Annotated in this window: 19 protein-coding genes and 5 pseudogenes; 16 read left to right on the top strand and 8 right to left on the bottom strand. The window is 71.0% G+C overall.

The genetic code is table 11. The annotated features are described in order from the left end of the window. Nucleotides 1-404 precede the first annotated feature (404 nt). Complete coding sequence (locus tag ACF061_RS37130; RefSeq protein WP_392271465.1) at nt 405-2624, top strand: DUF6531 domain-containing protein; 2220 nt, start codon at nt 405-407, stop codon at nt 2622-2624. A gap of 667 nt (nt 2625-3291) precedes the next feature. On the opposite strand, the gene ACF061_RS37135 is transcribed toward ACF061_RS37130, so the two are convergent. Continuing rightward, nucleotides 3292-3663 (bottom strand): winged helix-turn-helix transcriptional regulator, encoded by a 372-nt coding sequence (locus tag ACF061_RS37135; RefSeq protein ID WP_392271437.1) that lies wholly within the window; start codon nt 3661-3663, stop codon nt 3292-3294. A 91-nt stretch (nt 3664-3754) separates the two neighbouring features. Between ACF061_RS37135 and ACF061_RS37140 the strand changes: the two are divergent. Both ACF061_RS37140 and ACF061_RS37145 read left to right on the top strand, forming a co-directional pair. Further along, nucleotides 3755-4592 (top strand): annotated as a pseudogene (locus ACF061_RS37140) (SDR family oxidoreductase). 227 nt (nt 4593-4819) lie between these two features. After that, entirely contained in the window at nt 4820-5371 is a 552-nt protein-coding gene (locus ACF061_RS37145; RefSeq protein WP_392271438.1) for a hypothetical protein, read from the top strand. A gap of 86 nt (nt 5372-5457) precedes the next feature. Here ACF061_RS37145 and ACF061_RS37150 read toward each other — a convergent pair whose 3' ends face one another. After that, on the bottom strand, nt 5458-6075 hold the full coding sequence (locus ACF061_RS37150; protein WP_392271439.1) for a hypothetical protein: 618 nt from the start codon (nt 6073-6075) through the stop codon (nt 5458-5460). A gap of 235 nt (nt 6076-6310) precedes the next feature. Here ACF061_RS37150 and ACF061_RS37155 point away from each other — a divergent pair, with 235 nt between their 5' ends. Beyond that, nucleotides 6311-6850: a hypothetical protein gene (locus ACF061_RS37155; RefSeq protein ID WP_392271466.1), complete on the top strand. Its 540-nt coding sequence runs from the start codon at nt 6311-6313 to the stop codon at nt 6848-6850. 511 nt (nt 6851-7361) lie between these two features. Beyond that, nucleotides 7362-8072: a DUF4232 domain-containing protein gene (locus ACF061_RS37160; protein ID WP_392271440.1), complete on the top strand. Its 711-nt coding sequence runs from the start codon at nt 7362-7364 to the stop codon at nt 8070-8072. A gap of 151 nt (nt 8073-8223) precedes the next feature. Here ACF061_RS37160 and ACF061_RS37165 read toward each other — a convergent pair whose 3' ends face one another. Continuing rightward, nucleotides 8224-9267, bottom strand: a complete 1044-nt coding sequence (locus tag ACF061_RS37165; RefSeq protein ID WP_392271441.1) for a saccharopine dehydrogenase family protein — start codon at nt 9265-9267, stop codon at nt 8224-8226. A 128-nt stretch (nt 9268-9395) separates the two neighbouring features. Between ACF061_RS37165 and ACF061_RS37170 the strand changes: the two genes are divergently transcribed. Continuing rightward, a complete protein-coding gene (locus ACF061_RS37170; RefSeq protein WP_392271442.1) occupies nt 9396-10331 on the top strand; it encodes a helix-turn-helix domain-containing protein in 936 nt (311 codons plus the stop codon). Nucleotides 10332-10445: 114 nt separating this feature from the next. Here ACF061_RS37170 and ACF061_RS37175 read toward each other — a convergent pair. Together ACF061_RS37175 and ACF061_RS37180 are read right to left on the bottom strand one after the other, a co-directional pair. Further along, nucleotides 10446-10781: pseudogene (locus ACF061_RS37175) on the bottom strand (ISAzo13 family transposase); the annotation flags it as partial. Between the two features lie 38 nt (nt 10782-10819). Next, nucleotides 10820-11098 (bottom strand): annotated as a pseudogene (locus ACF061_RS37180) (transcriptional regulator); the annotation flags it as partial. Nucleotides 11099-11151: 53 nt separating this feature from the next. Here ACF061_RS37180 and ACF061_RS37185 point away from each other — a divergent pair. Further along, nucleotides 11152-11274, top strand: coding sequence for a hypothetical protein (locus ACF061_RS37185; protein ID WP_392271443.1), 123 nt, complete (start codon nt 11152-11154; stop codon nt 11272-11274). Nucleotides 11275-11758: 484 nt separating this feature from the next. Here the strand turns inward: ACF061_RS37185 and ACF061_RS37190 are convergent, their stop codons facing one another. Beyond that, nucleotides 11759-12391, bottom strand: coding sequence for a type III effector protein (locus ACF061_RS37190; RefSeq protein WP_392271444.1), 633 nt, complete (start codon nt 12389-12391; stop codon nt 11759-11761). Between the two features lie 126 nt (nt 12392-12517). Between ACF061_RS37190 and ACF061_RS37195 the strand changes: the two genes are divergently transcribed. The 3 genes from ACF061_RS37195 to ACF061_RS37205 all read left to right on the top strand — a co-directional run bounded on the left by ACF061_RS37195 (nt 12518) and on the right by ACF061_RS37205 (nt 13941). Next, nucleotides 12518-12949, top strand: a complete 432-nt coding sequence (locus tag ACF061_RS37195) for an Hsp20/alpha crystallin family protein (protein ID WP_392271445.1) — start codon at nt 12518-12520, stop codon at nt 12947-12949. A gap of 102 nt (nt 12950-13051) precedes the next feature. Further along, nucleotides 13052-13447, top strand: a complete 396-nt coding sequence (locus ACF061_RS37200; RefSeq protein ID WP_392271446.1) for a DUF2267 domain-containing protein — start codon at nt 13052-13054, stop codon at nt 13445-13447. 56 nt (nt 13448-13503) lie between these two features. Next, a complete protein-coding gene (locus tag ACF061_RS37205) occupies nt 13504-13941 on the top strand; it encodes a DUF2267 domain-containing protein (RefSeq protein ID WP_392271447.1) in 438 nt (145 codons plus the stop codon). A 949-nt stretch (nt 13942-14890) separates the two neighbouring features. Here the strand turns inward: ACF061_RS37205 and ACF061_RS37210 are convergent. Next, nucleotides 14891-15874, bottom strand: coding sequence for a helix-turn-helix transcriptional regulator (locus tag ACF061_RS37210; RefSeq protein WP_392271448.1), 984 nt, complete (start codon nt 15872-15874; stop codon nt 14891-14893). 103 nt (nt 15875-15977) lie between these two features. Between ACF061_RS37210 and ACF061_RS37215 the strand changes: the two genes are divergently transcribed. Beyond that, entirely contained in the window at nt 15978-16445 is a 468-nt protein-coding gene (locus tag ACF061_RS37215) for a VOC family protein (protein WP_392271449.1), read from the top strand. 480 nt (nt 16446-16925) lie between these two features. Here the strand turns inward: ACF061_RS37215 and ACF061_RS37220 are convergent, their stop codons facing one another. Beyond that, complete coding sequence (locus ACF061_RS37220; RefSeq protein ID WP_392271450.1) at nt 16926-17687, bottom strand: DeoR/GlpR family DNA-binding transcription regulator; 762 nt, start codon at nt 17685-17687, stop codon at nt 16926-16928. A 90-nt stretch (nt 17688-17777) separates the two neighbouring features. Between ACF061_RS37220 and ACF061_RS37225 the strand changes: the two genes are divergently transcribed. The 5 genes and pseudogenes from ACF061_RS37225 to ACF061_RS37245 form a co-directional block, all read left to right on the top strand. Then, nucleotides 17778-18998 (top strand): MFS transporter, encoded by a 1221-nt coding sequence (locus ACF061_RS37225; protein ID WP_392271451.1) that lies wholly within the window; start codon nt 17778-17780, stop codon nt 18996-18998. Nucleotides 18999-19097: 99 nt separating this feature from the next. Then, nucleotides 19098-20096: an LLM class flavin-dependent oxidoreductase gene (locus tag ACF061_RS37230; protein ID WP_392271452.1), complete on the top strand. Its 999-nt coding sequence runs from the start codon at nt 19098-19100 to the stop codon at nt 20094-20096. Between the two features lie 373 nt (nt 20097-20469). Then, nucleotides 20470-20763: a hypothetical protein gene (locus ACF061_RS37235; RefSeq protein ID WP_392271453.1), complete on the top strand. Its 294-nt coding sequence runs from the start codon at nt 20470-20472 to the stop codon at nt 20761-20763. After that, nucleotides 20724-21137, top strand: a pseudogene (locus ACF061_RS37240) (DUF2397 family protein); the annotation flags it as partial. The gene ACF061_RS37235 and the pseudogene ACF061_RS37240, both read left to right, overlap by 40 nt. Before the next feature lie 223 nt (nt 21138-21360). Then, nucleotides 21361-21554: pseudogene (locus ACF061_RS37245) on the top strand (Tn3 family transposase); the annotation flags it as partial. Between the last annotated feature and the right edge of the window lie 65 nt (nt 21555-21619).

Raw genomic sequence — 21619 nt, forward strand, 5'->3', positions numbered from 1 at the left:
TCAGGCCCTGGATGATCACGTCACCCTCCGGGCGTGCCCAACGGCGCGAACCTTCTCCGTACTTCTACATGTTTGTCACCTCGAAGAGGAGGGGCGGATTCCGGCCCGTATGCGAAGGGGATCGTCGGGAACAGCGCGAATCTTTGTGTGAATCCTGTGACAACGTGTGCGGGCCTGGTAGCCGCTCGGGTTGCCGGGGTCTGTCTTCCTGTGGGGGGAAATCCATGCACTCGCGTGCCTTCGGCACGTCTCTTCGGCGTGCCCGGAAGAGATCAGGATCGGCCGTGGCGGTGGTGACGGTGGCGGCGCTGGTCGCCGCCGTCCTGCCGACCGCGACGGCGTTCGCAGCCGACGCCGACGGCAAGCCCGTGTCGGCGTGGGGCGGGAACAGCCCCCGCTTCACGATGCCGGCGGTGAAGGCCGGCGCGAACCGGCCGGTGAAGTCGAAGCCGTCGAGGCACCCGACGGACGAGGTGTACGTGCCGTGGCTGCGCGAACAGCGGATACACGTCAAGAACGCCGGGTCCGGCAAGACAGCGAAAAGCGGGATCGCGGCAGGTGCGTCGGTACTGAACCTGGTGCCGGAGGGGCAGGGGGACGTGCCCTGGCACCGCTACACCAGCTTCGCGATCACGGACGCGCTCACCGCGAAGATCGATTACTCGACCGGCAACCTGATGCTGACGGCGACGGACTTCGACACCGCCGGCGTCGGACAGCGCCTGCGGCTGGCGCGGACGTACAACTCCCTGGACGCTCCCTGGGGCCGCGTGTCGCAGCGCTGGTGGCAGCAGTACGAGCGCTATCTGTCCGTCTCCGGCGGAGAGGTGGTCTTCTACGACGCCTCCGGAGCGACGGTCCGCTTCAAGAAGAACAGCGACGGCTCCTTCACCACTCCGAAGGGCTACTCGCAGGACCTGAAGAAGAACTCCGACGGCACCTACACCCTGACGAAGTGGAAGTCGGGGTCGAAGGAGACCTACGACGCGGGTGGCTGCCTGACCGAGGTCACCGACCGCAACCACGGCAGCGTCACCGTCGCCCAGCACGACGAGAACGGCGAGAACAAGGGCTTCAAGCTCACCGAGCCCCGCTCGGGACGGTGGATCGACCTCTACAAGACCTACCCGTCGCAGTGGCAGGCCAAGGACGGCACCGGCCGCACCGCGGTGTACGACCTCGACGCGGACGGCAACCTGGCCACCACCACCGACACCGAGGGCAAGACGGTCACCTTCGGCTACGACACCTCCGGCCGCGTCAACAAGATCACCACCGCCGAGGGCCGCGTCACCGCCTTCACCTACGACGACGTCGACCGCGTCACCTCCATGCTGCGCGCCACCGCATTCGACGCCTCCGGCAGCACGGGCCCGACCTGGACGTACGCCTACACCAGCGACTCGGCGACCGCGGCCGGCACCACGACGGCCAAGGACCCGGAGCTGCACGCGACGAAGTACGACCACGACAGTGATGGCCAGGTCACCGACGTGACGGACCACCTTCAGCGCAAGCGGTCCACGAAGTACGACGCCAACCACAACATCGACACCGCCACCGACGCGATGGGCTCGGGCACCACCCCGGGCAACGTCACCGACTACGGCTTCGACGACCGCAACAACCTGCGGACCGTCACCCTCCCCGGGCAGTCGGCCACCCAGCCGGGACCCGAGACCGTCAACAGCTGGCAGACCATCGCCGGCGGGGACGTGCCGACGGAATCCACCAACGCCGACGGCGAGAAGACGTCCTTCACCTACGACACCGCCGGCAACACCACATCCGTCGCTCAGACCGGCACCGGCGGCGGCAGCGTCTCCTACGAGTACAACCCCGCCACCCCGACCTGCGGCGGCTTCGAAGGCCAGCGCTGCGCCCGGAAGACGAAGATGACGTCGTCGAAGACGGTTCAGACGGACTTCCACTACGACGCCAAGGGCAACCTGGAGTGGACCAAGGCCCCGGCGCCGCTCGGAAGGACGACCTACGCCTACGACGACCTCGGCCGCCCCACGAGCGTCACCGACGCCCGCGGCGTGAAAGTCAGTTACACCTACGACGACCTGGACCGGATCCGCACCGTCACCTCGCCGAACACGGTGAAGGTCGAGTACTGGTACGACGGCGACGGCAACCTCGTCCAGCGCACGGACGGCACGGGCACCACGAAATACGAGTTCGACCCGCTTCGGCGCGAGACGGTCCGCCACCTCCAGGACGGCTCGCAGACCCTGCTCGCCTACACGGCGGCCGGCAACGTCGACTACTACCAGGACCCGGCCGGCAGAACCGACTACACCTGGAACGAGGTCAACAAGCTCACCGAGCTGAAGGACCCGCAGGGCGCGGTGACGGCGTACGAGTACGACGACAACGACGTCCGCACCACGACCACCTACCCGGGCGCCTACTACTACCTCACCGGCGCGATCGGCTCGGTGATCGGCCTGGCCGACGTGGACGGCAACAAGGTCGACACCTACACCTACAGCCCCCGCGGCGTCCGTCTCCTCGCCCAGTCCGGCGAGCCGGTCGACCAGCCCTACCGATTCGGCGGCCACTACCAGGACCCCACCGGCCTCTACCACCTCCAGGCCCTGCATCCATGCGAGCGGTGATCATCGGAGTCGTACTGCTTGTGCTGACTCTCCCCTTCGCTCCGAACAAGGTGAATTTCGAGAGTCCATCAGGACTGGCCATGGTCATCGCCTGGGGGCTGGGCTGTGGGCTCGTCGCTCTGCTCGTGGAATACGTCTTCCGCAGGATCGCCGACAGGCGAGAACGATCAACCTCGTAGAAAGGGCTCCGAGGTTCTGCCGCCCTGACAGGGGAGACCCGAGTCATCGGGTCTCCCCTTGCCGGTTCCAGGCCCCGGCCATCTGCTGCTTCACGGCGGCCAAGGAGTGTCGGCGCCGTAGGGACCTCCTCAGCAGTTCCTCGGGCGCGGGACACTTCAGCATCCGGGTTACGAGGTCCGTGCGGTGCAGTTCCTCCCAGCCCTCGTCCGACGGCCGCACCGGAGGATGGCCGGGCAGCGCCTCGTCGAGGAGCGCCCGGGGCTGCCGCGGGTGGGCGGCGCGGCGGCCTGGCGGCCCCGCTCGGCGGCAGCCGAGCCGCGTGGGCCCGCCAGGCCGCGTGGGCGGTGACGACTACCAGCGTGAGCCGGACACCTTGCCGACCGTCAGCTCGGCCGGCCGGATCTTGTATCGCTACCCTGGGATCAGGGCGAAGACTGGCTCAACAGGTCGTCCATCGCGTCGCGGATGTACACCAGCCGCTACCAGGCTATTCCGCGCTGCGCGGCGGCAGCCGCTGTGTGATGCGGTCGAACAGCTCCGTCAGCGGCTCGCCGACGTCCCGGCCGAACTCGGTCAGCCCGTAGGTGACCTGGGGCGGCGTCGTCGGCTCGACCTCCCGCCAGACCAGGCCGTCCCGGACCAGCACGCGCAGGGTCTGGGCGAGCATCTTCTCGCTGATGCCCCGGATGCTCTCGCGCAGCTCGTAGAACCGTAGGTCATTGCTCCGCAAGGAGATCAGCACCCAGACGCCCCACCTGCTGGTCACGTGGTCGACCACATCGCGCGCGGGGCAGTCAGTGTGAAACACGTCATACCGCTCCTCGGCCTCGGCCTGTCTGTGCTGCACGCCTCCCACCATGTCATGAGCTTACCTTGAGGTATGTCCTTACCAAAAGTTAGTTGCCCACCTAGCGTGAAGGCCACAGAGGACATCCGACAAGGAGCTGATCATGATCGTGGTGACCGGGGCCACCGGAAACATCGGGCGGCCGTTGACGCGGGCGCTGGCCGAGGCGGGCCAGCAGGTGACAGCGGTGTCACGGCACACGGCGGCGGTGCCGGACGGCGTCCGCCAGGTGGCGGCCGACCTGGCCGACCTGGCCGGTCTGAAGCCCGCGCTGGCCGGGGCGAAGGCGCTGCCTGCTGCTCTCCGGCGACCTGCACGCCACTGGTGCCCGCCCTGCCGACATCATCGGCGAAGCCGCGGCCGGCGGGGTCCGCCGGGTCGTCCTGCTCTCCACGCTCGGCGTGGTGACCAGGCCCTTCGGCACGACGCGGATCGCGATGCGCGCGCTGGAGGACACCCTGCGGGAGTCCGGCCTGGAGTGGGCCATCCTGCGGCCGGGCGGCTTCGCCTCCAATGCCCTGTGGTGGGCCGAGTCCGTTCGTACGCAACGGGTCGTCGCCGCGCCCTTCGGCGACGTCGGGGTGCCGGTGATCGACCCGGCGGACATCGCCGCGGTCGCGGCGGCCTGCCTGCTGGACGACCGGCACACCGGCGGCGCGTACGAGCTGACAGGCCCGGAGGTGATCACTCCGCGCCAGCAGGCGGCGGCCATCGCCGTCGCGCTGGGCTCGCCAGTGAGGTTCCACGAGCTCAGCCGCGGCGAGGCCAAGGCCGCCATGACCCGGAGCATGCCGGCGGAGCTCGCCGACGACACTCTGGACATCCTCGGTTCCCCCAGCCCGGCCGAACTGCGCGTCAGCCCGGACGTCCAGCGGATCCTCGGCCGCGTCCCGCGCCCCTTTGCCGACTGGGCCGCCCGCAATGTCGCCGCGTTCCGCTGAGACTGGTCAGCGCCGCCGGAACTGCTCTTCTCGCTCGGCGACCCACTGCTGACAGGCCCTCGGTGCTGGTGGGCTCCCCTCTTCGACTGTCGCCGTCTCCTGGAGGAATCCATCCTGAGGCTGTTCTCTCGGAGTGGACCCTGACAATGCGTCTGGTGGCCGCAGCGGCGACCACAGGTCTCATGACGCTTCTGCGGCGCGAGGCGACGTCAGAAACACGCCCGACCGTGCCGACCACGGCCACCACACGGCTCGCCGCGACCCTGGGCACCGCCGTGGTCGCCTTCGCCCTCATCGTGCTCTCCAACGACCGGGTCGCCGGACACATCCAGACCGCGTTCGGGGGCGGAGGACGGCTGTCCGAGCCCGGTGACCTGCTGCGGCAGTGGATCCAGCTCAGCGCCTGGACCATGCCCACCGGCTCCGCCTTCGGGCACTGGCTGCTGTACCGGCTCGGCGATGTGGCACTGCTCGTCCTGGTCTGGTGGGGGCTGCGGCTGCTGCCCGTCCTGCTCGACCGCGTGACCTACCCCGCCTACGCGCTCGGCGCCGTCGCCGCCACCACCCTCGGTGTCGAGGTGAGCGAAATCTGGACCTCGCTGCTCTCCTACCAGGGCTCCACAGCCGGGCCACTGCTCTACTACGTCTCCACGGGATCAGGCGTGTCCGCGGCACTCGTCTTCGGCATCCTCGCCGGCTGTGTGAGCGCGCTGACCGTGCGGCTGCGCACCCGCCCTCAACCGTCTGCCCCAGCGGTGGCTCAGGCCCGACCTGTCTGACCGGGCCCCGGCACAGCACGAGCGGTTCGGGGAAGGTCGCCCGTCCGTCGGGCGCCTGCTGATGTGCAGCCGGCGGCGTTTCCGCGTCAACTCGGCGCGTGAGGCAGCTCGCAGACCACCGACACGACGGCTTCGGCATCGAGCGATGCCTCGACGTAGCGCACCCCGTACTCCACCGAGCCGTCCCGCGGCCGTGCACAGCGCCCTCTCGCGACGGCCTGGCCGTGCGCCGCCAGACGGGCCTCCTTGCGGGCCCGCGAGACAGCACTCGGTCCGCTGCGGTCGGGCAGCGCGGCGGCGAGCCCCACGGGGAAGCGGCTCACTGCGTACAGAGCGTGTCGCCCGTGCACGAGTACGGCGAAGTGCTCGCGTGCGCCGACGGGACCGCAGGCGCTGAAGTCGTGGGCGCGACCGCACTCGGGACACAGGTCCTCGTCGAGGACGAGATCGTCCGGGCCGAAGCTTGTGACGGCGGTCAGGAGCCGGAGTAGGCCGGTACGGACGGCCCGGCGCCGGACACCCTCTGAATCCTTTCGCTCCCCGCGCAGCACAAGGCTACGCAGTGTGACAGGGAACGCGTCCTCGTCACACTGCTCAAGACTCGTGCCGAGCGGACGGGCGGTCAGGAGCGGGTGCCGGGCGCCCCAGCCTCCATCCGGATGGGCGGGCGCCAGATGATGGGGCCTCTCCTGCTCGGACGTCATCGGTCCACCGTCCTTCCGGGATCCCTTCGCGTACCAGGCTGAGTACTCCAGTCCGAACACGGTTCTCCGACTGGAATACAGGTCGTTCCATATGGTGAGCCGGCGGTGGTCGATGAGGCTGATGCGATGGTGCTGAAGGCGAGGGTTCGCTGCCCCAGGCGCACGTCGCTGCTACCCGAAGCTGTCATGCCCCGGGATACACTGCTCCGCCCCACGTTGACCGGAGGTCGTCTTGGTGCTCACCGCACGGGTACTTGCCGGTGCCCCGTTGGCTCTGGTGATTCTCGCCCTGTCCGGCTGCTCTTCCCCCTGGGACTGCACCGACACGACGGCGAAGCGTGGTGAGGCCGGTGTGAGGGTTCAGGTCGAGGACACGTCGGGGCGGCCTCTCGGCGTCACCGCCGAGGTCGTTGACTGGCGCCTCGAGCCTCATCCGCAAGTGCCCTCCGAAGCCGACCAGGTCCATTTCCGCTTCCACTTCGACGGCGTCGACGAGATATCCCAGACACGCGACCACGCAGTGGATGCCTGCGCGGTCGACAAGGGGCGCGTGGTGTTGGGGTGTCGGACGATCTATTCCTCCCAGGCGTTCGGGCCGGCCGACGACCCCCACACGGGCGACGACTGGATGGCCGTCGAACACCCTGAGCAGGTCGCGGGAATGCTGTTGATTCCCAATGACCAGTCCTACCACGGACGAACCTGTGAGCAGGACATCAAGGACGGCGGCGGGCCGCATCCTCCGGAACCACCCAGCAGGGGGGACCGGTTGTAAGGAGGACGAGGCGGTCGAGCGCGAGGCACGGGTCTGCCGACGCCCGGTGTTCGCGCTGTTCGGTGGCCTGGTTGTGCGCCCATCGTCTGACTCGGGCTGCCGGCAGGACCGCTGTCACCGAACGCAAACGGCGAGCAGGATCGTCCCCGGGCGAGGTCTCGGCTCGGAGCAGCGCATATATCGGTCCCGCGCCTGGCCGCCCGTGCCGGGCAGACGCTGGACGTGGCTGCCGTGCTGGAGACACCGGTCAAGATCCACCGGGTCACGGGTCTGTCCCAGCGGGCGCCGGTCTCCGACGGGCGGGGAGGGACGCGGCCGGAGGTGGTGTGCGGTGTGCCACGGCGCGCGTGTAACAGGGGTGTATCAGCGAGTGGTCGGGGGAACGGCTCGCCGTGACTCACCAGTCCTGTTGGTCAGAAACGCTCGCCGGTACCGACTCCCGCCGACTCGTGCGGAGACGTGCGGGGCGGTACCGAGCGGCCGGTCCCCACAACTGATCCGAGGAAAAACGATGCGCGTTCGCAAGCTCACCCTCGCCGCTCTGGCCGTCGCCGCGAGCCTCTCGCTCACCGCCTGCCAGAATGACGACGGCGGCACGACGGGACAGGGCGACCCGTCGGCCGCGGCCACCGCTTCTTCCCCTGACGGCGGTACGGGAGCGGGCAGCGGCTCCGGTCGGGGCGGCGGCGCGCAGGACTCCGACGGCGCCGGCTCCGCCGGGAACGGCTCAGCGGGCAAGGGCTCCTCGGCGCAGGGCGCGGCCGCGGGTAGCGGGTCCGGCGCGGCAGGCGGGACCGGCAAGGCCGCCGTGTGCCGTACCGACGAGCTGGAGATCACGGCGGTGGACAGCACCATCGACGGTGACCCCGACCGCACCGTCGCGGTGACGATGAAGAACCACGGCGGCCGGGACTGCACGATCTCGGGGTACGCGGGCGTCGACCTGAAGCTCAAGGAGGGCTCCCTGTCCGCGAAGCGCACGGGCGAGAACGCCACCTCGTCGGTCCTGAAGAACGGGCAGTCGATCGCCTTCGGCATCCACTACCCGTCCAACGACTCGGGCGGCTCCGGTGTCCGCGTCACGGGGCTGCTGGTGACGCCGCCGAACGAGACCAGGACGGTCACCCTCAAGTGGCCCGGCGCCGCCACGCTGCCCGTCACGGACGGCACCGCCTCCCAGGTGACGGTCGGCCCGGTGGGCAGCGCCGGCCAGGGCGGCTGACCGTACACCCGGCCGGACGTCCCAGCGGTGCACGAACGGCGCGCGGCGGCGGCGCGCTCGTGACGGTGAGAGGGTCGAACGAGGTCGTCGACGTGCATGTGGTCACGGTTCGCCAAGGACGCGCGCCCGACGGCTGGGCGGACAACTCGGGTCAGGCGGTCTGCTCCTGGGGGTGCAGGTCGAACGCGATACGGGGGGCGAGCGCGCGCAGGAAGTCAGGGGCGTCGAAGGTTTCGCCGGCAGGGGTGACGCCGACGGCCTTGGAGCGGCCGGTGAGGACGCGGTCGAGGGCTTCCACGACGAGGGGCGCGGTGATGGCGTAGATGTCCTGGCCGGTGGCTGTGGCCCGGCGTTCGGCGCCACCAGAGCGGACGACGACGTCGACGAGGAAGGTCTGGTCGGAGCGTCCGCTCGCGTCGGCGGCGGTCGGGGCCGGTGTGTCAGGGGCGGCGACGTCGCGGGCCGCCTCGGCGCTCATGTAGGTGGTCACGTCGGGAATGGCCAGGTGCTGGGGGACGGTCACGACGTCCGCCATGGTGAACTCCGCGATCACGGACCGGCGCCCCACCGGCTCCGGGAAGGTCCACTCCGCAGTGGGCGCGGCATCGGTGCGCTGCTCCCACTGTCCGCCGCGGTAGCGCAGGCGGAAGTCGCCGCGCCGCTCGCGGGAGACCGCGCCCGACAGCCGGGTACCGGCGGTGGGGTGCCAGTTGCTGAGCGCGTAGGCGATGTGGGCCTCGTCGGCCGAGGTCCAGTCGCCCATCGCCGCGGTGGCCAGCAGGTCGCCGAGGCCGCCGAAGAAGGCCATGGCCGGGACGATCACCGCTCCCGCGTCCCGGGCCCGCTCCCGGAAGTGCGCGAAGGTGTCGAGGTTGGCCTCGAGTTCGGCGGCCACGTCCAGGTACGGAATCCTGGCCCGGAGCGCGGCTTCGATCACCGGGCCGGTGGTCGAAGCGAACGGACCGGCACAGTTGATGACCGCCACCGCACCGGCCAGGGCCCGATCCAGCGAGGCCGGGTCGTCGACCGACGCCACCCGGGCCTCCAGCCCGTGTCCGTCGGCCAGTTCGCCCAGCGCCCGCGCGTTGCGTCCGGACAGCACCGGAAGGAACCCGCGCGCGGCGAGCTCCGCGACCACGAACCGTCCGGTGTGACCGTACGCGCCGAACACCGCCACCAGCCGGCCTGACTCCATGAGACTCTCCCGTGTACTCGATCGTCCGCTGCGACGGCGATCCGCCGACGGCCTGACACCCACATCCTGTCCCTCCGACAGGACCCAGCACGATCGTCGGAAACGACATGCCCCATACACTTTCGGACATGCATCGCTTCGCAGTGGCCATCACCGAGGGCATGCTCCACTACGAACTCTCCGTAGCCCTGGAGATCTTCGGAGCCGACCTGACTCACCTCGTGGACCCCTGGTACGACTTCGCCCTCTGCGGGCCCGGCCCGGTGCGCGTCAACCGCTTCCACCTGGAGCCCGACCACGGACTCGACCGCCTCCCGCAGGCGGACACCGTGCTCGTTCCCGGCTGGGCCGACACCGACCGCGAACCTCCGACGGAACTGCTCGACGCCCTGCGCGCGGCCCACACGGCAGGCGCCCGGGTGGCCTCGCTGTGCACGGGCGCCTTCGTCCTGGGTGCCGCCGGCCTGCTCGACGGCAGGCGCGCCACCACGCACTGGGCCCACACCACGGAACTGGCCCGGCGACACCCGGCGGCCACCATCGATCCGGACGTCCTCTACGTCGACAACGGCGATGTCCTCACCTCGGCGGGCAAGGCCGCCGCCATGGACCTGTGCCTGCACCTGGTCCGCCTCGACCACGGCTCGGCCAACGCGAACAAGATCGCCCGCCGCCTGGTCATCCCCCCGCACCGCGACGGCGGCCAGGCCCAGTTCATCGCCACCCCCCTCCCCGAGCCGGGCAACCACCCCCTCGGCGAGCTCTTCCCCTGGGCCCTCCAACGCCTCGACCAGCCCCTCACCGTCGAGGACCTCGCCCGCCAGGCCGGCCTGAGCTCACGCCACCTGGCCCGCCACTTCAAGCACCTCACCGGCACCACACCCCTGCAGTGGCTCCACACCCAACGCATCCGCCGCGCCCAGGAACTGCTGGAGACCACCGACGCCACCATCGACACCGTCGCCGAGGCCGCCGGAATGGGTACCGCCACCACCCTGCGCCGCCACTTCCAGCGCACCGTCGGCGTCCCACCCGACACCTACCGCCGCACTTTCCGCCCCTGAGGGAACAGTTCCAGGGAAGCGGCGGCCAATCGAACGGCGTCGGGGCACGATATCCATGTCCGTGTCCGAAGCCGGTGTCCCGCCCCGGCGCCTGGGGAAGTTGCCGATGGCCGCACGCAGCGGCGACATGGGATCTCCGCGGACGTCGGGCTCGACCAGTGTGAGCAGTGCCTCCCGCACGGCTGGGTTTTGGTCCACGACGCGTTTGCGGCCGGCACCGGGCCGGCGGATGCGTCCCAACGGGGCCTCTCCGCAGTCGAGTTCCCGCACTCCGGCAGACACAGTGGCCTCACGGACACCGGCGGCACGGGCGACCGCTCTGATCCCGCCGTGGCCGAGGGACTGGGCCTCCGCCCCTATCAGCAGGCGACGCTGCCGTTCGTCGAGGTGCGGCAGAATCGCCTCGAACTTGGCTGCCGACACAACCCGCTGCCCATCCAACCCGCTCATGCCAGACCAACGAACCACCCAACGAAAAGCCACAAGTTACGACTGTGGCCGCGCAGTTCCTCGACGAGGGCGGTGGTGGCCTGGTCGTGGCGGTCGCGGCCGACTTCGAGGCGAAGACTCTCGACCGCGGCGCGGGCCTGGTCCTCCCAGTCCACGAACAGGGCGCGGGCGTGGTCGTCGAGGAACATCCAACGCGCGTAGTTGCGCTCGTGGCGCGGCAGTTGATCGAAGTCGGTGAACAGGGCACGGGCCATGCGATTGGCCGCGAGGATGTCGGTGCGCCGGCCGAGGACGAGGGCCGGTTGTCCGTCGAAGGCCCGTCAAGGGCGCCGCCGCCATCATCGACCGCGTCGTCACCGGCGGAGGCCCCTTGCGCCAGATCCTCGGTTCCGACTCCCACGCCTACGCCACCGCCAAGGTCCAAGCCCTCCAGGCCAACCTCGAGGCCACCGCCACCACCGCTCCTACCACCGACCACCCCACCACCTCCTGACCGCATGGCCGCCGTGGCCTTCCGCAGAAGGCGGGTGCGGCCCTTCCCCTGATCAGGGCTGCACCCGCGGCGCGTGGCGCAGGTGCGGAAGACCTGGCCGTCACGGACGCCTACGTTGCCGAGCAGCTCGCTCTGGAGCCGGCCGACCACCAGGTGTTCGGCCGCAAAGTCGGACAGCAGGGTGGGGCGTATGTACCCGTAGCCTGAGGCGCCTGTGCTGTTCCTCGCTCAGAAAACGGTGCGCACCGCCCGCTCCTTGATCGTCGGCATGACTCGCGCGCGACGGTGCCAGGTGCCCCGGCGGGGCGTTCGCTGATCCCGCGGTCACCGATTCAGCCTGGAGCATCACCCCACGTGATGGACCGGGCAGCCCGGAGGAAGACAGAACGATCCTTGCTCACCAGCTCCTCGTCTGGAGAAGCGCGCAGTTGTGTCACGCGACGCCGGGGGGATCTCGCGCGATTCCTTGGGACAACGGGTGGGTTCAGGGGGGTGTGAGGGTGTCAAGCCGGGCGGCGAGATCGGGGTGGGCGGCGGCCAGGTGGGGGCGGGCAGCGGTCAGGGGGGCGATGAGGTCGGCGGGGTCGTCGTGGGCGAGGGCCGCGTGGAGCTCACCGAGCGGGCGGCGGGCGGCCGCGGGAAGGTCGGTGAGGGCGGTGATCTGGCCGGCGAGGCGGCGCAGGTCAGCGGCGTTGGCGCGGGCCCAGGTGGCGGTGGTCCGTTCGGCGGCCCGGGCCTGGCGGGTGGCCGTCACGCGTTGCTCGCCGGTGGTCCCGGCCGGGCCGGGACGGCCGCGCAGATAGCGGCGCTCGGCGGCCTGGCGGCTGGCGACGCCAAGGGGATGAGCGAGGTCCGCCCAGCTGGCTCCCGCGTCCCGGGCCGTTTCGATCAGGCCGGTCTCCCAACCGGCGAGCTGCTCGCGCACCCGCCGCAGCAGCATCAGGGAGGCCAGCGCCTGCTCCGGACCGGGACCGGGACCTTCGGGCGTGTCCGGAAACTCCCGCTGGGCGTCGCGCAGGGCGTCGTCTATGGCGTTGAGGGCCGCAGCCGCGGCGAGGAATGACACCGGGCTGCAGGCGTTCGTGCTGGTCGTGGGCGGTTGGTCGGCTGTGGTCACGGCACCATCCTCAGATTGTCATCACCTGGACGACATCGTGTTTGTCATCCATTGGATGACATGCTACAACGGAGTCAGAGAGGCGCATTGGCAGCAACTGCCTGAATCTGTTGGAGGTGTTTCACGATGTTGATGCGCACCGACCCCTTCCGTGAGCTGGACCGGCTGGCGCAGCAGCTGATGGGCCCGGGCACCTGGTCCCGTCCGTCGGCGATGCCGATGGACGCCTACCGCGAGGGCGACGAGTACGTGGTGGCCTTCGACCTGCCCGGCGTCCCCGCGGACGCGATCGACATCGACGTCGAGCGGAACATGCTCACCGTCAAGGCCGAGCGCCGGCCCGTGGCGAAGGCCGACGACGTGCAGATGGAGCTGTCCGAGCGGCCGCTGGGCGTCTTCTCCCGCCAGATCGTGCTCGCCGACACCCTCGACACCGAGCACATCCGGGCGGACTACGACGCGGGCGTGCTCACCCTGCGCATTCCGATCGCCGAGCGCGCCAAGCCCCGCAAGATCTCCATCGGCGTCGGATCCGGCCACAAGGAGATCTCCGGCTGACACCGGCCGGACGGGTGCGGAGGACGGGCACCTGATCTCCCCCCGATCCCGCCCTCCGCACCCCCTGGGCAGTCCGAAGGACAAGAAGGGGTGGCGGCCGAGATGACTCTGCGACGCGAAGCGTTCCTCGTCCACGTGACCGAACGCGGCCAGTACGGCACTCCGGAGGAAGCCGAGCGCGCGGCCCGAGTGGTGCTCGCCCTGCTCGGCGCGCATCTGGTCGGCGACGTCCGCGCCCAGCTGGCGGCGCGCCTGCCCGAGGCGTTCGCCTTGATCCTGCTCAACCCGCTGCAGAGCGCCGAGCCGCTGCCCCCGGAGCGGTTCGTCCGCGCAACCGCCGCGTGGATCGAGGGCGCCACCGAGCAGACCGCGGCCTGGGACGTCAGCGCTGTGCTGTCCACGGTCGCCGACGCCGTCGGCGAGGACCTGCTGGGTCAGATCCTGCTCCAGCTCCCGGCTGGCTACGAGCTGCTCTTCGGCCGCCCCCAGCCCACCTGATCGTCCCGCACGCCGGTGCCCGGACACCGGCCACAGCAAGAAAGGCAACCACCCCAGTGATCTCCGACCGGCAGGCACCGTCCCGGCAGCCGTACGGGACGGCATACGAGCAGATGCTGGAGAAGGTCCGTTACGAGGGCGCCTACCCCACCCGCGAGAAGGCTGACGAAGTCGTCCGTCTGGTTCTTGCCGGACTGGGTCGCCAGCTGACCGGCGACGAACGCGTCGATCTGGCCGGCCGCCTGCCCCTGGATGCCGCACGCGTGCTGACCGCGCAGATCCCCGACACCAAGCCGCTGACCGGCTCGGCCTTCGTCAAGGACCTCGCCGCCCGCACCGACGCCTCCTTGGCCACCACCCGCTGGGACACCGGCTCCGTCCTCTCCGCCGTCGCCGCCTACGCCGGACCCGACCTGATCACCCGCATCCTGCACCAGCTCCCCACCGGCTACGCCCTGCTGTTCGGCCGCGCCGAGCTCACCGCCGCCGCGTAGACGGCGACGTGCGTGCCCGGGGCGGGCGCGACGACCGCTGCGTCGCTGTCCGCCCTGGTCACGTCCGGCGACGTGACGCGGGATCGAGCTCGGCGACGTGCCGGGCGACGGCGCCGACGCCCACTCACGGCACGAAGCCGGCGCGTCGTGGGCTCGGGCATGGCCATCCTCAACCCCTCGGTGGACGCCCGTAGATACTGCCCCGGTGTGACGCTGTCCGGGATGCCCGGGGCACCGTCGCGCACCCGGTCGAGGAGGCCGGCAACGACTGGGTGGTCCGCGGCGGCGGTGAAGGCGGACGGCTGGATGAGGGTGAGGGAGCGGACGAGGTCGGGTCGGCGCGCGGCGGCGATGAGCGCGGCGACGGCGCCGTTGCCGTGTCCCACGAGGTGGGCGCCGCCGAGTCCCACGGCGCAGGCCCCGTCGCCGAGGACCTCCACGACGTCCTCGGCGTCGACGTCGAAGTCGGTGCGGTGTCCGGGCGGTCGCCGTAACCCCGGCGGTCCATCAGGAGCAGCCGCCGGCTGTCGGCTAGGGGCCGCTGCCCGGCGAATCCGTACGTGGAGCCGCTGCCCCAAGTGAAGATGTTGTGGATGAAGAGGGCGGGGGCGGCAGTGGCCGCCGGGGCCCTCGGAGATGTCGGGGTCCGGCCTCCTCCGCCCCGATCGCGGTCGTCCCACAGGGTCACGTGCACGGCTGCCACAGGTCGTCCTCCCGAAGCTGGGAACATCGACTCCCGTGAGAATAGCCCTGATCGGGCGTGGTGAGGCGTGTCGGGCGGGTGTGGTCCGAGGCAACGGCAAGGCCGTTCGGGCGGTGGAAGGGGGTTCCACCGACGGCGCATCACCGGGACAACCGCGCCGACCTCGGGCCACGCCTTCATGGCCGAGGCCTCCGAGCGTGCGGGCGAAGTTCGCGTCTCGCCCACCCTGCCGGGTCGCGCCGTCCCTCACGGCCGGCCGGTTGCCGTTGCCGTGTTGCGGGCCGCGAGTTCGGCGAACGCTTCGGTGAGTTGCGGTGGGCTGATGACCGTGATGGCGGTGTCGAAGCGGTTGAGAGAGGAGGCCAGAGCGATCCAGGACCATGATCCGACGGTGTAGCGGCACCGGCGGGGGCCGAGGGCTTCCACAGTGCCGTCGCCGGCGAACGGCATAACGGCGTCGGCGGGCCGGTGGAGGATGACGGTGCCCACACAGGGCCAGGTTTCGGCCTGGTCGGAACCTTTGAACCGCGCCGAGACATAGTCCTGGACGCTGCCGCCGGGAATCTCCCGTGGAGCGAAGCGAGGCCCGGTCGGGGTGCGCGGGGAGATGCGGTCGGCGCGGAAGACGCGCCAGTCCTCGTGCCCGAGGTCCCAGGCCACCAAGTACCAGCGGCCGTGGGACGTCACCAGGTGGTGAGGCTCGGCTCGGCGCGGTGCCCCGGGCGCGTCGCTGTCCGGCCGGTGAGAGGCGTAGTCGAACCGGAGCACTTCGCGGGCGCGGACGGCACTGGAGAGGGCGACGAGCACCTGAGGGGAAACGGGGGAGGGGGGTCCGTCGCCGGGGCGGGGGACGGCGGTGAACTCGAGCTGGTCGACCCGGTGCCGCAGGCGTGCGGGCATGACCTGGCGGACGGTGGTCAGCGCCTGAAGGGCCGCGTCCTCGAGACCCGCTCCGATCACGGTGGCGGCTTGCAGGGCGACGGTCAGGGCGACCACCTGCTCGTCGTCGAACAGCAGAGGGGGCAGTTCCGAGCCGGCGTCGAGCCGGTAGCCGCCGTCCGGCCCCATGGTCGCCTGGATGCGGTAGCCCATCTCGCGCAGCCGGTCGATGTCCCGCCGCACCGTGCGGCGGCTGATGGCCAGTCGTTCGGCCAGCACGGTGCCCGGCCAGTCGCGCCTGGTCTGCAGCAGCGACAGCAGATTGAGCAGCCGGGAAGTGGTCGTCGCCATGTTCTCGACCGTAACGCGGGTCTGGGACAAAACCTGTCCTATACGGCTGCCAGAGTCGGTGGTGCCGGGACGAGCCCGGACACCCTGTGCGCAAGGAGCAACAGTGAGCATCAAGACGACCCCCCACCTCAACTTCCGCGGCGAGGCCCGCGCGGCCCTGGAGTTCTACCGGAGCGTGTTCGGTGGAGAGGTCACCATCGCCACCTACGGCGACCTCGGCATGCCGAAGGACCTCCCGGGGGCCGACGCGGTGGTCTTCGGCCAGGTCGAGGCCGCCGAGGGGTTCCGCGTCATGGCCTATGACATCCCTGGTCCCTCCCGTGGCCCGGCTGGCGACGCGGGCTCGACCCGCCGGGAGAACGGCACCACCATCACGACGCAGCCGTTCTTCGTCTCAGTGCGTGGGGAGACCTTCAAGGAGGTCGAGGCGTACTGGGAGAAGCTGTCCGCAGGCTCCTCGATCGTCGAGCCCCTGGCTGCCTCGGCGTGGAGCGCGGGTTTCGGCATGCTCACCGACCAATTCGGGGTCACCTGGGTCCTGGACGTCGCCGCCGCCCACCAGGCGCAGTAAGCCGCCTGGCCGCCGTGGCGCGGGCCCGGGGCCCGCGCCACGGAGGCCTCCCGCCATCGCTCGACCGGGCGAAACCCTGGTGTCCAGGCCGCCGCCCCGAGGACCACCGGCGCCCGTGCCCGCACCGAGGGACAGAACATGCGCCATGGCCTCGACACCGAGCGACGCGCGCGCCTGGCGATCCGGCACGCACTCGCCCCTCCCGGGTCCAGGCGCGTCCAGGTGCCCGAAGACGCTGCCGTAAGCAGCTCCCGATACGCCGCACCCTTGCGGTGTGGACCTTCCGGGCCGAGAAGTTCTACCGGGCGGGCACCGGATCATCGACGCGCGGTCGGTGCGGGCCGCCGCGACAGCTCGTGCACGTACGACCACCGGAGCCGTGATCGGCATCGCGCGCCTGGTCGACCGCCACCAGGAGCCCGGGGGCCCTGCCGGTAGTTCCGGCTGTCAGAACCTGCGGAATGCCGCCGTGTTCCGGAGTCAGGTGATCTTGACGATGGTGCCGGTGCCTTGGAGTGCGGTGACCTCTTCGGCGGGTGCGGTGGTGTCGGTGACGAGGGTGTGCAGGAGGGTGGCGGGGCCGACGTAGGCATAGGCGGTGCGGCCGAGTTTGGCGCCGTCGGTGGCGACGATGGTGCGGCGGGCGGAGGCGATGCTCGCTTTCTTCACCGCGGCGTCGTCGAGGTCGTAGGCGGTCAGTCCGTCGGCCGCGCTCAGCCCGCAGCAGCCGATGACGGCGGTGTCGAAGCGCAGAGCGGCCAGCGAGGCGAGGGCGAGGGGGCCGGTGAGGGCTCCCTCGGCGGCGCGGGGCTGCCCCCCGGGCACGACCAGCGTGGCCGTGCCGGGTGTCTCGCCGAGCAGGTGGATGGCCTGGAGGGACAGCGGCATCACGGTGACGGGCCGCTCGCGCAGGAGCCGGGCGACCTCCAGGCAGGTGGTGCCGCTGTCCAGCAGGACGCTCTCGCCGTCGGCGATGAGCGCGGAGACCTCGGCCGCGATCCGGCGTTTGGCGTCGACCGCCTCGTGGGCGCGCAGCGCGAAGGGGGGCTCCTCGCCCCGGAGCAGCAGGGTGCGCGCCCCGCCGCGGACGCGTTCGAGGACGCCCTGGGCGGCGAGGGTGTCGAGGTCGCGCCGGATGGTCATCTCCGAGGCGCCGGTCAGTTCGGCGAGCTCTTGGACCGTGGCGCCGCCGGAGTCCCTGACGGCCTTGGCGATCAGTCCGTGCCGGTCTGTGTTGCTCATACCGCGATTGAACACCACCAGAAAACAAACAACTAGTTTGTTCATAGAGTCGACTTTCGAACATGACAAATGTTCGTTACGGTGAGTGGCATGGAACGTTCGCTTCGAGCCGCCCGTGTGGCGACCTATGTGTACTTCGTCTTGTGCGGCACCCTGATGGGCGCCTGGGTGGTGCACATCCCCGCGATCGAGGACCGTGTGGGCATCAGCCACGCCACCCTCGGCGGCCTGCTGGTGCTGCTCGGGCTCGGAGCCTTCATCGGAATGCAGGTGGCCGGCCCCCTGACCGACCGCCTCGGCTCCCGCGTCGTGGTCCCCGCCAGCGGCATCCTGTGCGGCGCTTCCCTGATCCTGCCCGGTCTCGCCCGGGATCCGTGGACGCTGGCCGGTGCACTGCTGGTCTTCGGGTTCTGCAACGGCTGCCTGGACGTGAGCATGAACGCCCACGCCGTGCACGTGGAGAAGGCGTACGGCCGGCCCGTCATGTCCGGCTTCCACGCCACGTTCTCCGTCGGCGGTGTCCTCGCCTCGCTCGTCGGAGCGGGCGCGGCGAGCGCGGCCCTGAACCCGGCCGCGGGCATGGCCACCATGGGAGCCGTGGGCGTCGTGATCGCCCTGGCCTCGGCGCGTGCCCTGCTGCCTGCCATCCCCGCCGCCGAAAGCCCCGGCGCCGACTCCGGATCCCTGGCGGAGACGGAGCCGTCACCTGCCGTCGAGCAGCGCGGCGCCAGGGGGCGTGTCCGGCTGCTGGCCGTCCTGGCGTTGATGGTCATGCTGTGCGAGGGCGCCGCCAACGACTGGAGCGCACTGCACCTGAAGGACGTCCTCGGGGCGCGGGCCGGCACGGCGGCCTTCGCGTACGGCACCTTCGCCGCGGCCATGACCCTCGGCCGACTGCTCGCGGACCGCCTCGTCGCCCGGTTCGGCTCCATGGCGATCCTGGGCCACGGCGCGGCCACGGCCGCCGTCGGCATCACACTCGTGGCCCTCGGCCCGTGGATGTGGGCCGCGTTCACCGGCTGGGCACTGTTCGGGCTGGGCCTGTCGGGCTGTGTCCCGCAGCTGTTCAGCGCGGCCGGCCACGCCGACCCCGCCGCCGCCGGCGCCAACGTCTCCCGCGTGGCCGGACTCGGTTACGTCGGCATGCTCGCCGGCCCCGCCGTCATCGGCTGGCTGACCCGCCTCGTCGCCCTCGACCACGCCTTCGTCCTGCTGACCCTGCTGTGTGCGACCACCGCTGCGGGCGCCCGCGTCCTGCGCACCGGAGCCGAGCACACCCGCCGGAGCGAGTTGGCAGCCGGCAGCCACTGACCGCTTGTGCGGCACGGCCCCTGACCCCCGTGCCGCACAAGCTCCCCGGCCCGTCAAGGACCGGGAGGCAAAACCCCCGCCGTTCCCGAAGGAGCCCTGATGCCCGAGCCCCACACCCAGCCCGCCCGCGGCCGCGTCGGTGTCCTGCTGCCCCGCGATCTCCCCGCCCGTGACGTGCTGCCGTATGCGCGGCGAGCCGAAGAACTGGGCTTCGAGCAGATCTGGGCGGTGGAGGACCTCGGCTGGCGCGGCGGCATCGCCCAGGCCGCCTCCGTCCTGGCCAGCACCACGGACATCACCGTCGGCATCGGCATCCTGCCCGCCGGCGCACGCAACGTGTGCTTCACCGCGATGGAACTGGCCACCCTCGCCCAGCTCCACCCCGGCCGGCTCATCGCCGGCATCGGCCACGGCATGCCCGACTGGATGCGCCAGGCCGGAAACTGGCCCGCCAGCCCCCTGACACTCCTCAAGGAGTACACTACCGCGCTGCGCCGGCTCCTGCGGGGCGAGCCCGGCCCCGCGAACGGCCGCTATGTGCGCTGCGAAGGAGTCGTCCTCACCGAGACCCCCGCCGCCGAGGCCATCCCGCCGGTCGTCCTGGGCGTGCGCGGCCCTCGATCACAGCAAGCCGCGGGCGAGGTCGCCGACGGGCTCCTCCTGGCCGAACCCGCCGCCCCCGCCTACGTCACCGCCTCCCTGCACCACCTGGGCCCCGCCCCCACGGCGAGGCACCCGGAGATCGTCACCTACGACGCCGCGGCCGTCGACGACGACGAGGAAGCCGCCCTCGCCCGCGTCCGCGCCGGGCTGGAGGCGATCGGCGAGCCGGACTGGGCCGCGCACATCGACCCCCTGCCCTTCGCCGCCGAGCTGCGCGCACACCGCGCCGCCTGCCCCGACGGCCGCACGTTCGCCCGGACCATGCCCGCCGCCTGGATCCGTGAGCTGAGCATCGCGGGCACCCCCGGCCAGGCCCGCGCGGCGATCGGCGCCCGCCACGCGGCGGGAGCGACCAGCGTCGTCCTCGCCCCCGCCGGCCCCGACGCCCTGGCATCCCTCGACTCACTCGCCCGCGCCCTGCCCCACCGCCCCTGACACCCAGGGCGCGGCGTGCGGCGGGCGCGCGCCACGTCCACGCTCAACACCAGCCCAACCGGAGGCTGGAGTCAACGCGTGAAGCCTCCACCAATCCCGGAGCGTTTCAAGTTACGGATGCCCTGCGCCGGCCCGTTCAGGACCACCGCGCGCTCGTCCATCCCGCCCCACATCCACAACACCCCAGGCCGTCGACCTTGCACGGTCATCGAACCAGATCGCGAAGTGGGACTGGAGCAGAGGCCAGTCGCGGAATCGCGGACTGAAGGGCGATTGGCGACGGTGAACTGCCTCAGCGTCCCGAAGCGGGCCCCGAATGGCATTTTCGGCCACGCACCAGCGGCGGCTGGATGCGCTGCGTAGTCTCGCGGGCATGGAGGCACCCGCACCCGGCGCAGCGCACGACGCCGCAGCGCAGGATGTCCACAGCGCGACGCGACGGCGGCTGGACGCGTACACCTACCTCAGCGCACCGGAGCGGCTGGAACACGTCGCGATCACGCGGGTCTTCAGCGGAACACTCCTGGCGGACTTGGCTGTGCCGGACGTCCTGGCGGAGCTGCGCCAGCCGGCGGCCCAGCCGCCGGGCTCGATGCCGACGCCTTCACGGTCCGGCTGGAACAGCTGGTGCGGTGGGGCAACCTGCTGCGCAGCAGCCACACCGTGAAGGCGTCCAGCATCAGCGAATACCAGCGGTCCCGTGCGCGCTACCAGCTGTCGAAACTGGGCGAACGGATCCAGCGGGACGCCGACGGCGTCCTGGCCGCGGCCGACGCCGCCCGCGAGGTGAGCAACGAACTGCTCGCACTGGTCGAGCGCGGGCTGCGGGAGCTGGCCGAGGCCGTGACCGCGCCCGGCGGTATCGAGCCGCAGGATGGGCTGGAGAGGGTCAGCGCGCTGTTCGTGCAGTTCACCGAGTTCGCGGACTCCGTCCGGGACCTCTACGCCTACCTCGGCCAGGTGCTGGCCCGGTACGACCTGGACAGCGCCGAGTACCAGGGCTTCAAGGAACTGCTCCTCGACTACGTCGAGTCGATCACGGAGGACGTGGGGTTCCGCGCTCCGAGGATTTCGGGGGCGCTGAAACAGTCGAGGACGTCGATGCGGTGCTCGCCATCCATGGCAGCCCCGAAGCTACGGAACACCTGTCGTTCGAGCCTCGCAACCGTGAGCAAGTCGGCCGGATCACGGCCCGGTCGATCGCTTCCGCCACGGCGGACCCGCGCAGCGAGTACACGCCGGCCGTCGTCCCGCATGCTGCCAGACCCCGGTGGTCGCGCCGCTCGTCTCCCAGGCGTGCGACATCGGCCTGGCCCCCGTGGTGAACCCGAGCTACGAGGCGCTCACCGGGCCCGGCTCATCCACGTCAACCGGTACCACCGACGCGCAGACACCACCGTCGCGGTGAACGCGAAGCTGATCGAGGCCCCGTCCCAGGCGCCCGTCATGTGGCTGTGGGACGCGAGACTCCGGGAACTCCCCACTACCGCCCGTCGGTTACTGGTAGAAGGGAGAACCGCGGC

Origin of the sequence: Streptomyces sp. NPDC015220, assembly GCF_043079345.1 — a bacterium.
GTDB lineage: Bacteria > Actinomycetota > Actinomycetes > Streptomycetales > Streptomycetaceae > Streptomyces.

Coding starts and splice junctions, on each gene's coding strand:
- ACF061_RS37130 (WP_392271465.1), top strand. CDS start 405: ATGCCGGCGGTGAAGGCCGGCGCGAACCGGCCGGTGAAGTCGAAGCCG.
- ACF061_RS37135 (WP_392271437.1), bottom strand. CDS start 3,663: ATGGTGGGAGGCGTGCAGCACAGACAGGCCGAGGCCGAGGAGCGGTAT.
- ACF061_RS37150 (WP_392271439.1), bottom strand. CDS start 6,075: ATGACGTCCGAGCAGGAGAGGCCCCATCATCTGGCGCCCGCCCATCCG.
- ACF061_RS37160 (WP_392271440.1), top strand. CDS start 7,362: ATGCGCGTTCGCAAGCTCACCCTCGCCGCTCTGGCCGTCGCCGCGAGC.
- ACF061_RS37165 (WP_392271441.1), bottom strand. CDS start 9,267: ATGGAGTCAGGCCGGCTGGTGGCGGTGTTCGGCGCGTACGGTCACACC.
- ACF061_RS37170 (WP_392271442.1), top strand. CDS start 9,396: ATGCATCGCTTCGCAGTGGCCATCACCGAGGGCATGCTCCACTACGAA.
- ACF061_RS37195 (WP_392271445.1), top strand. CDS start 12,518: ATGTTGATGCGCACCGACCCCTTCCGTGAGCTGGACCGGCTGGCGCAG.
- ACF061_RS37200 (WP_392271446.1), top strand. CDS start 13,052: ATGACTCTGCGACGCGAAGCGTTCCTCGTCCACGTGACCGAACGCGGC.
- ACF061_RS37210 (WP_392271448.1), bottom strand. CDS start 15,874: ATGGCGACGACCACTTCCCGGCTGCTCAATCTGCTGTCGCTGCTGCAG.
- ACF061_RS37220 (WP_392271450.1), bottom strand. CDS start 17,687: ATGAGCAACACAGACCGGCACGGACTGATCGCCAAGGCCGTCAGGGAC.
- ACF061_RS37225 (WP_392271451.1), top strand. CDS start 17,778: ATGGAACGTTCGCTTCGAGCCGCCCGTGTGGCGACCTATGTGTACTTC.
- ACF061_RS37230 (WP_392271452.1), top strand. CDS start 19,098: ATGCCCGAGCCCCACACCCAGCCCGCCCGCGGCCGCGTCGGTGTCCTG.
- ACF061_RS37235 (WP_392271453.1), top strand. CDS start 20,470: ATGGAGGCACCCGCACCCGGCGCAGCGCACGACGCCGCAGCGCAGGAT.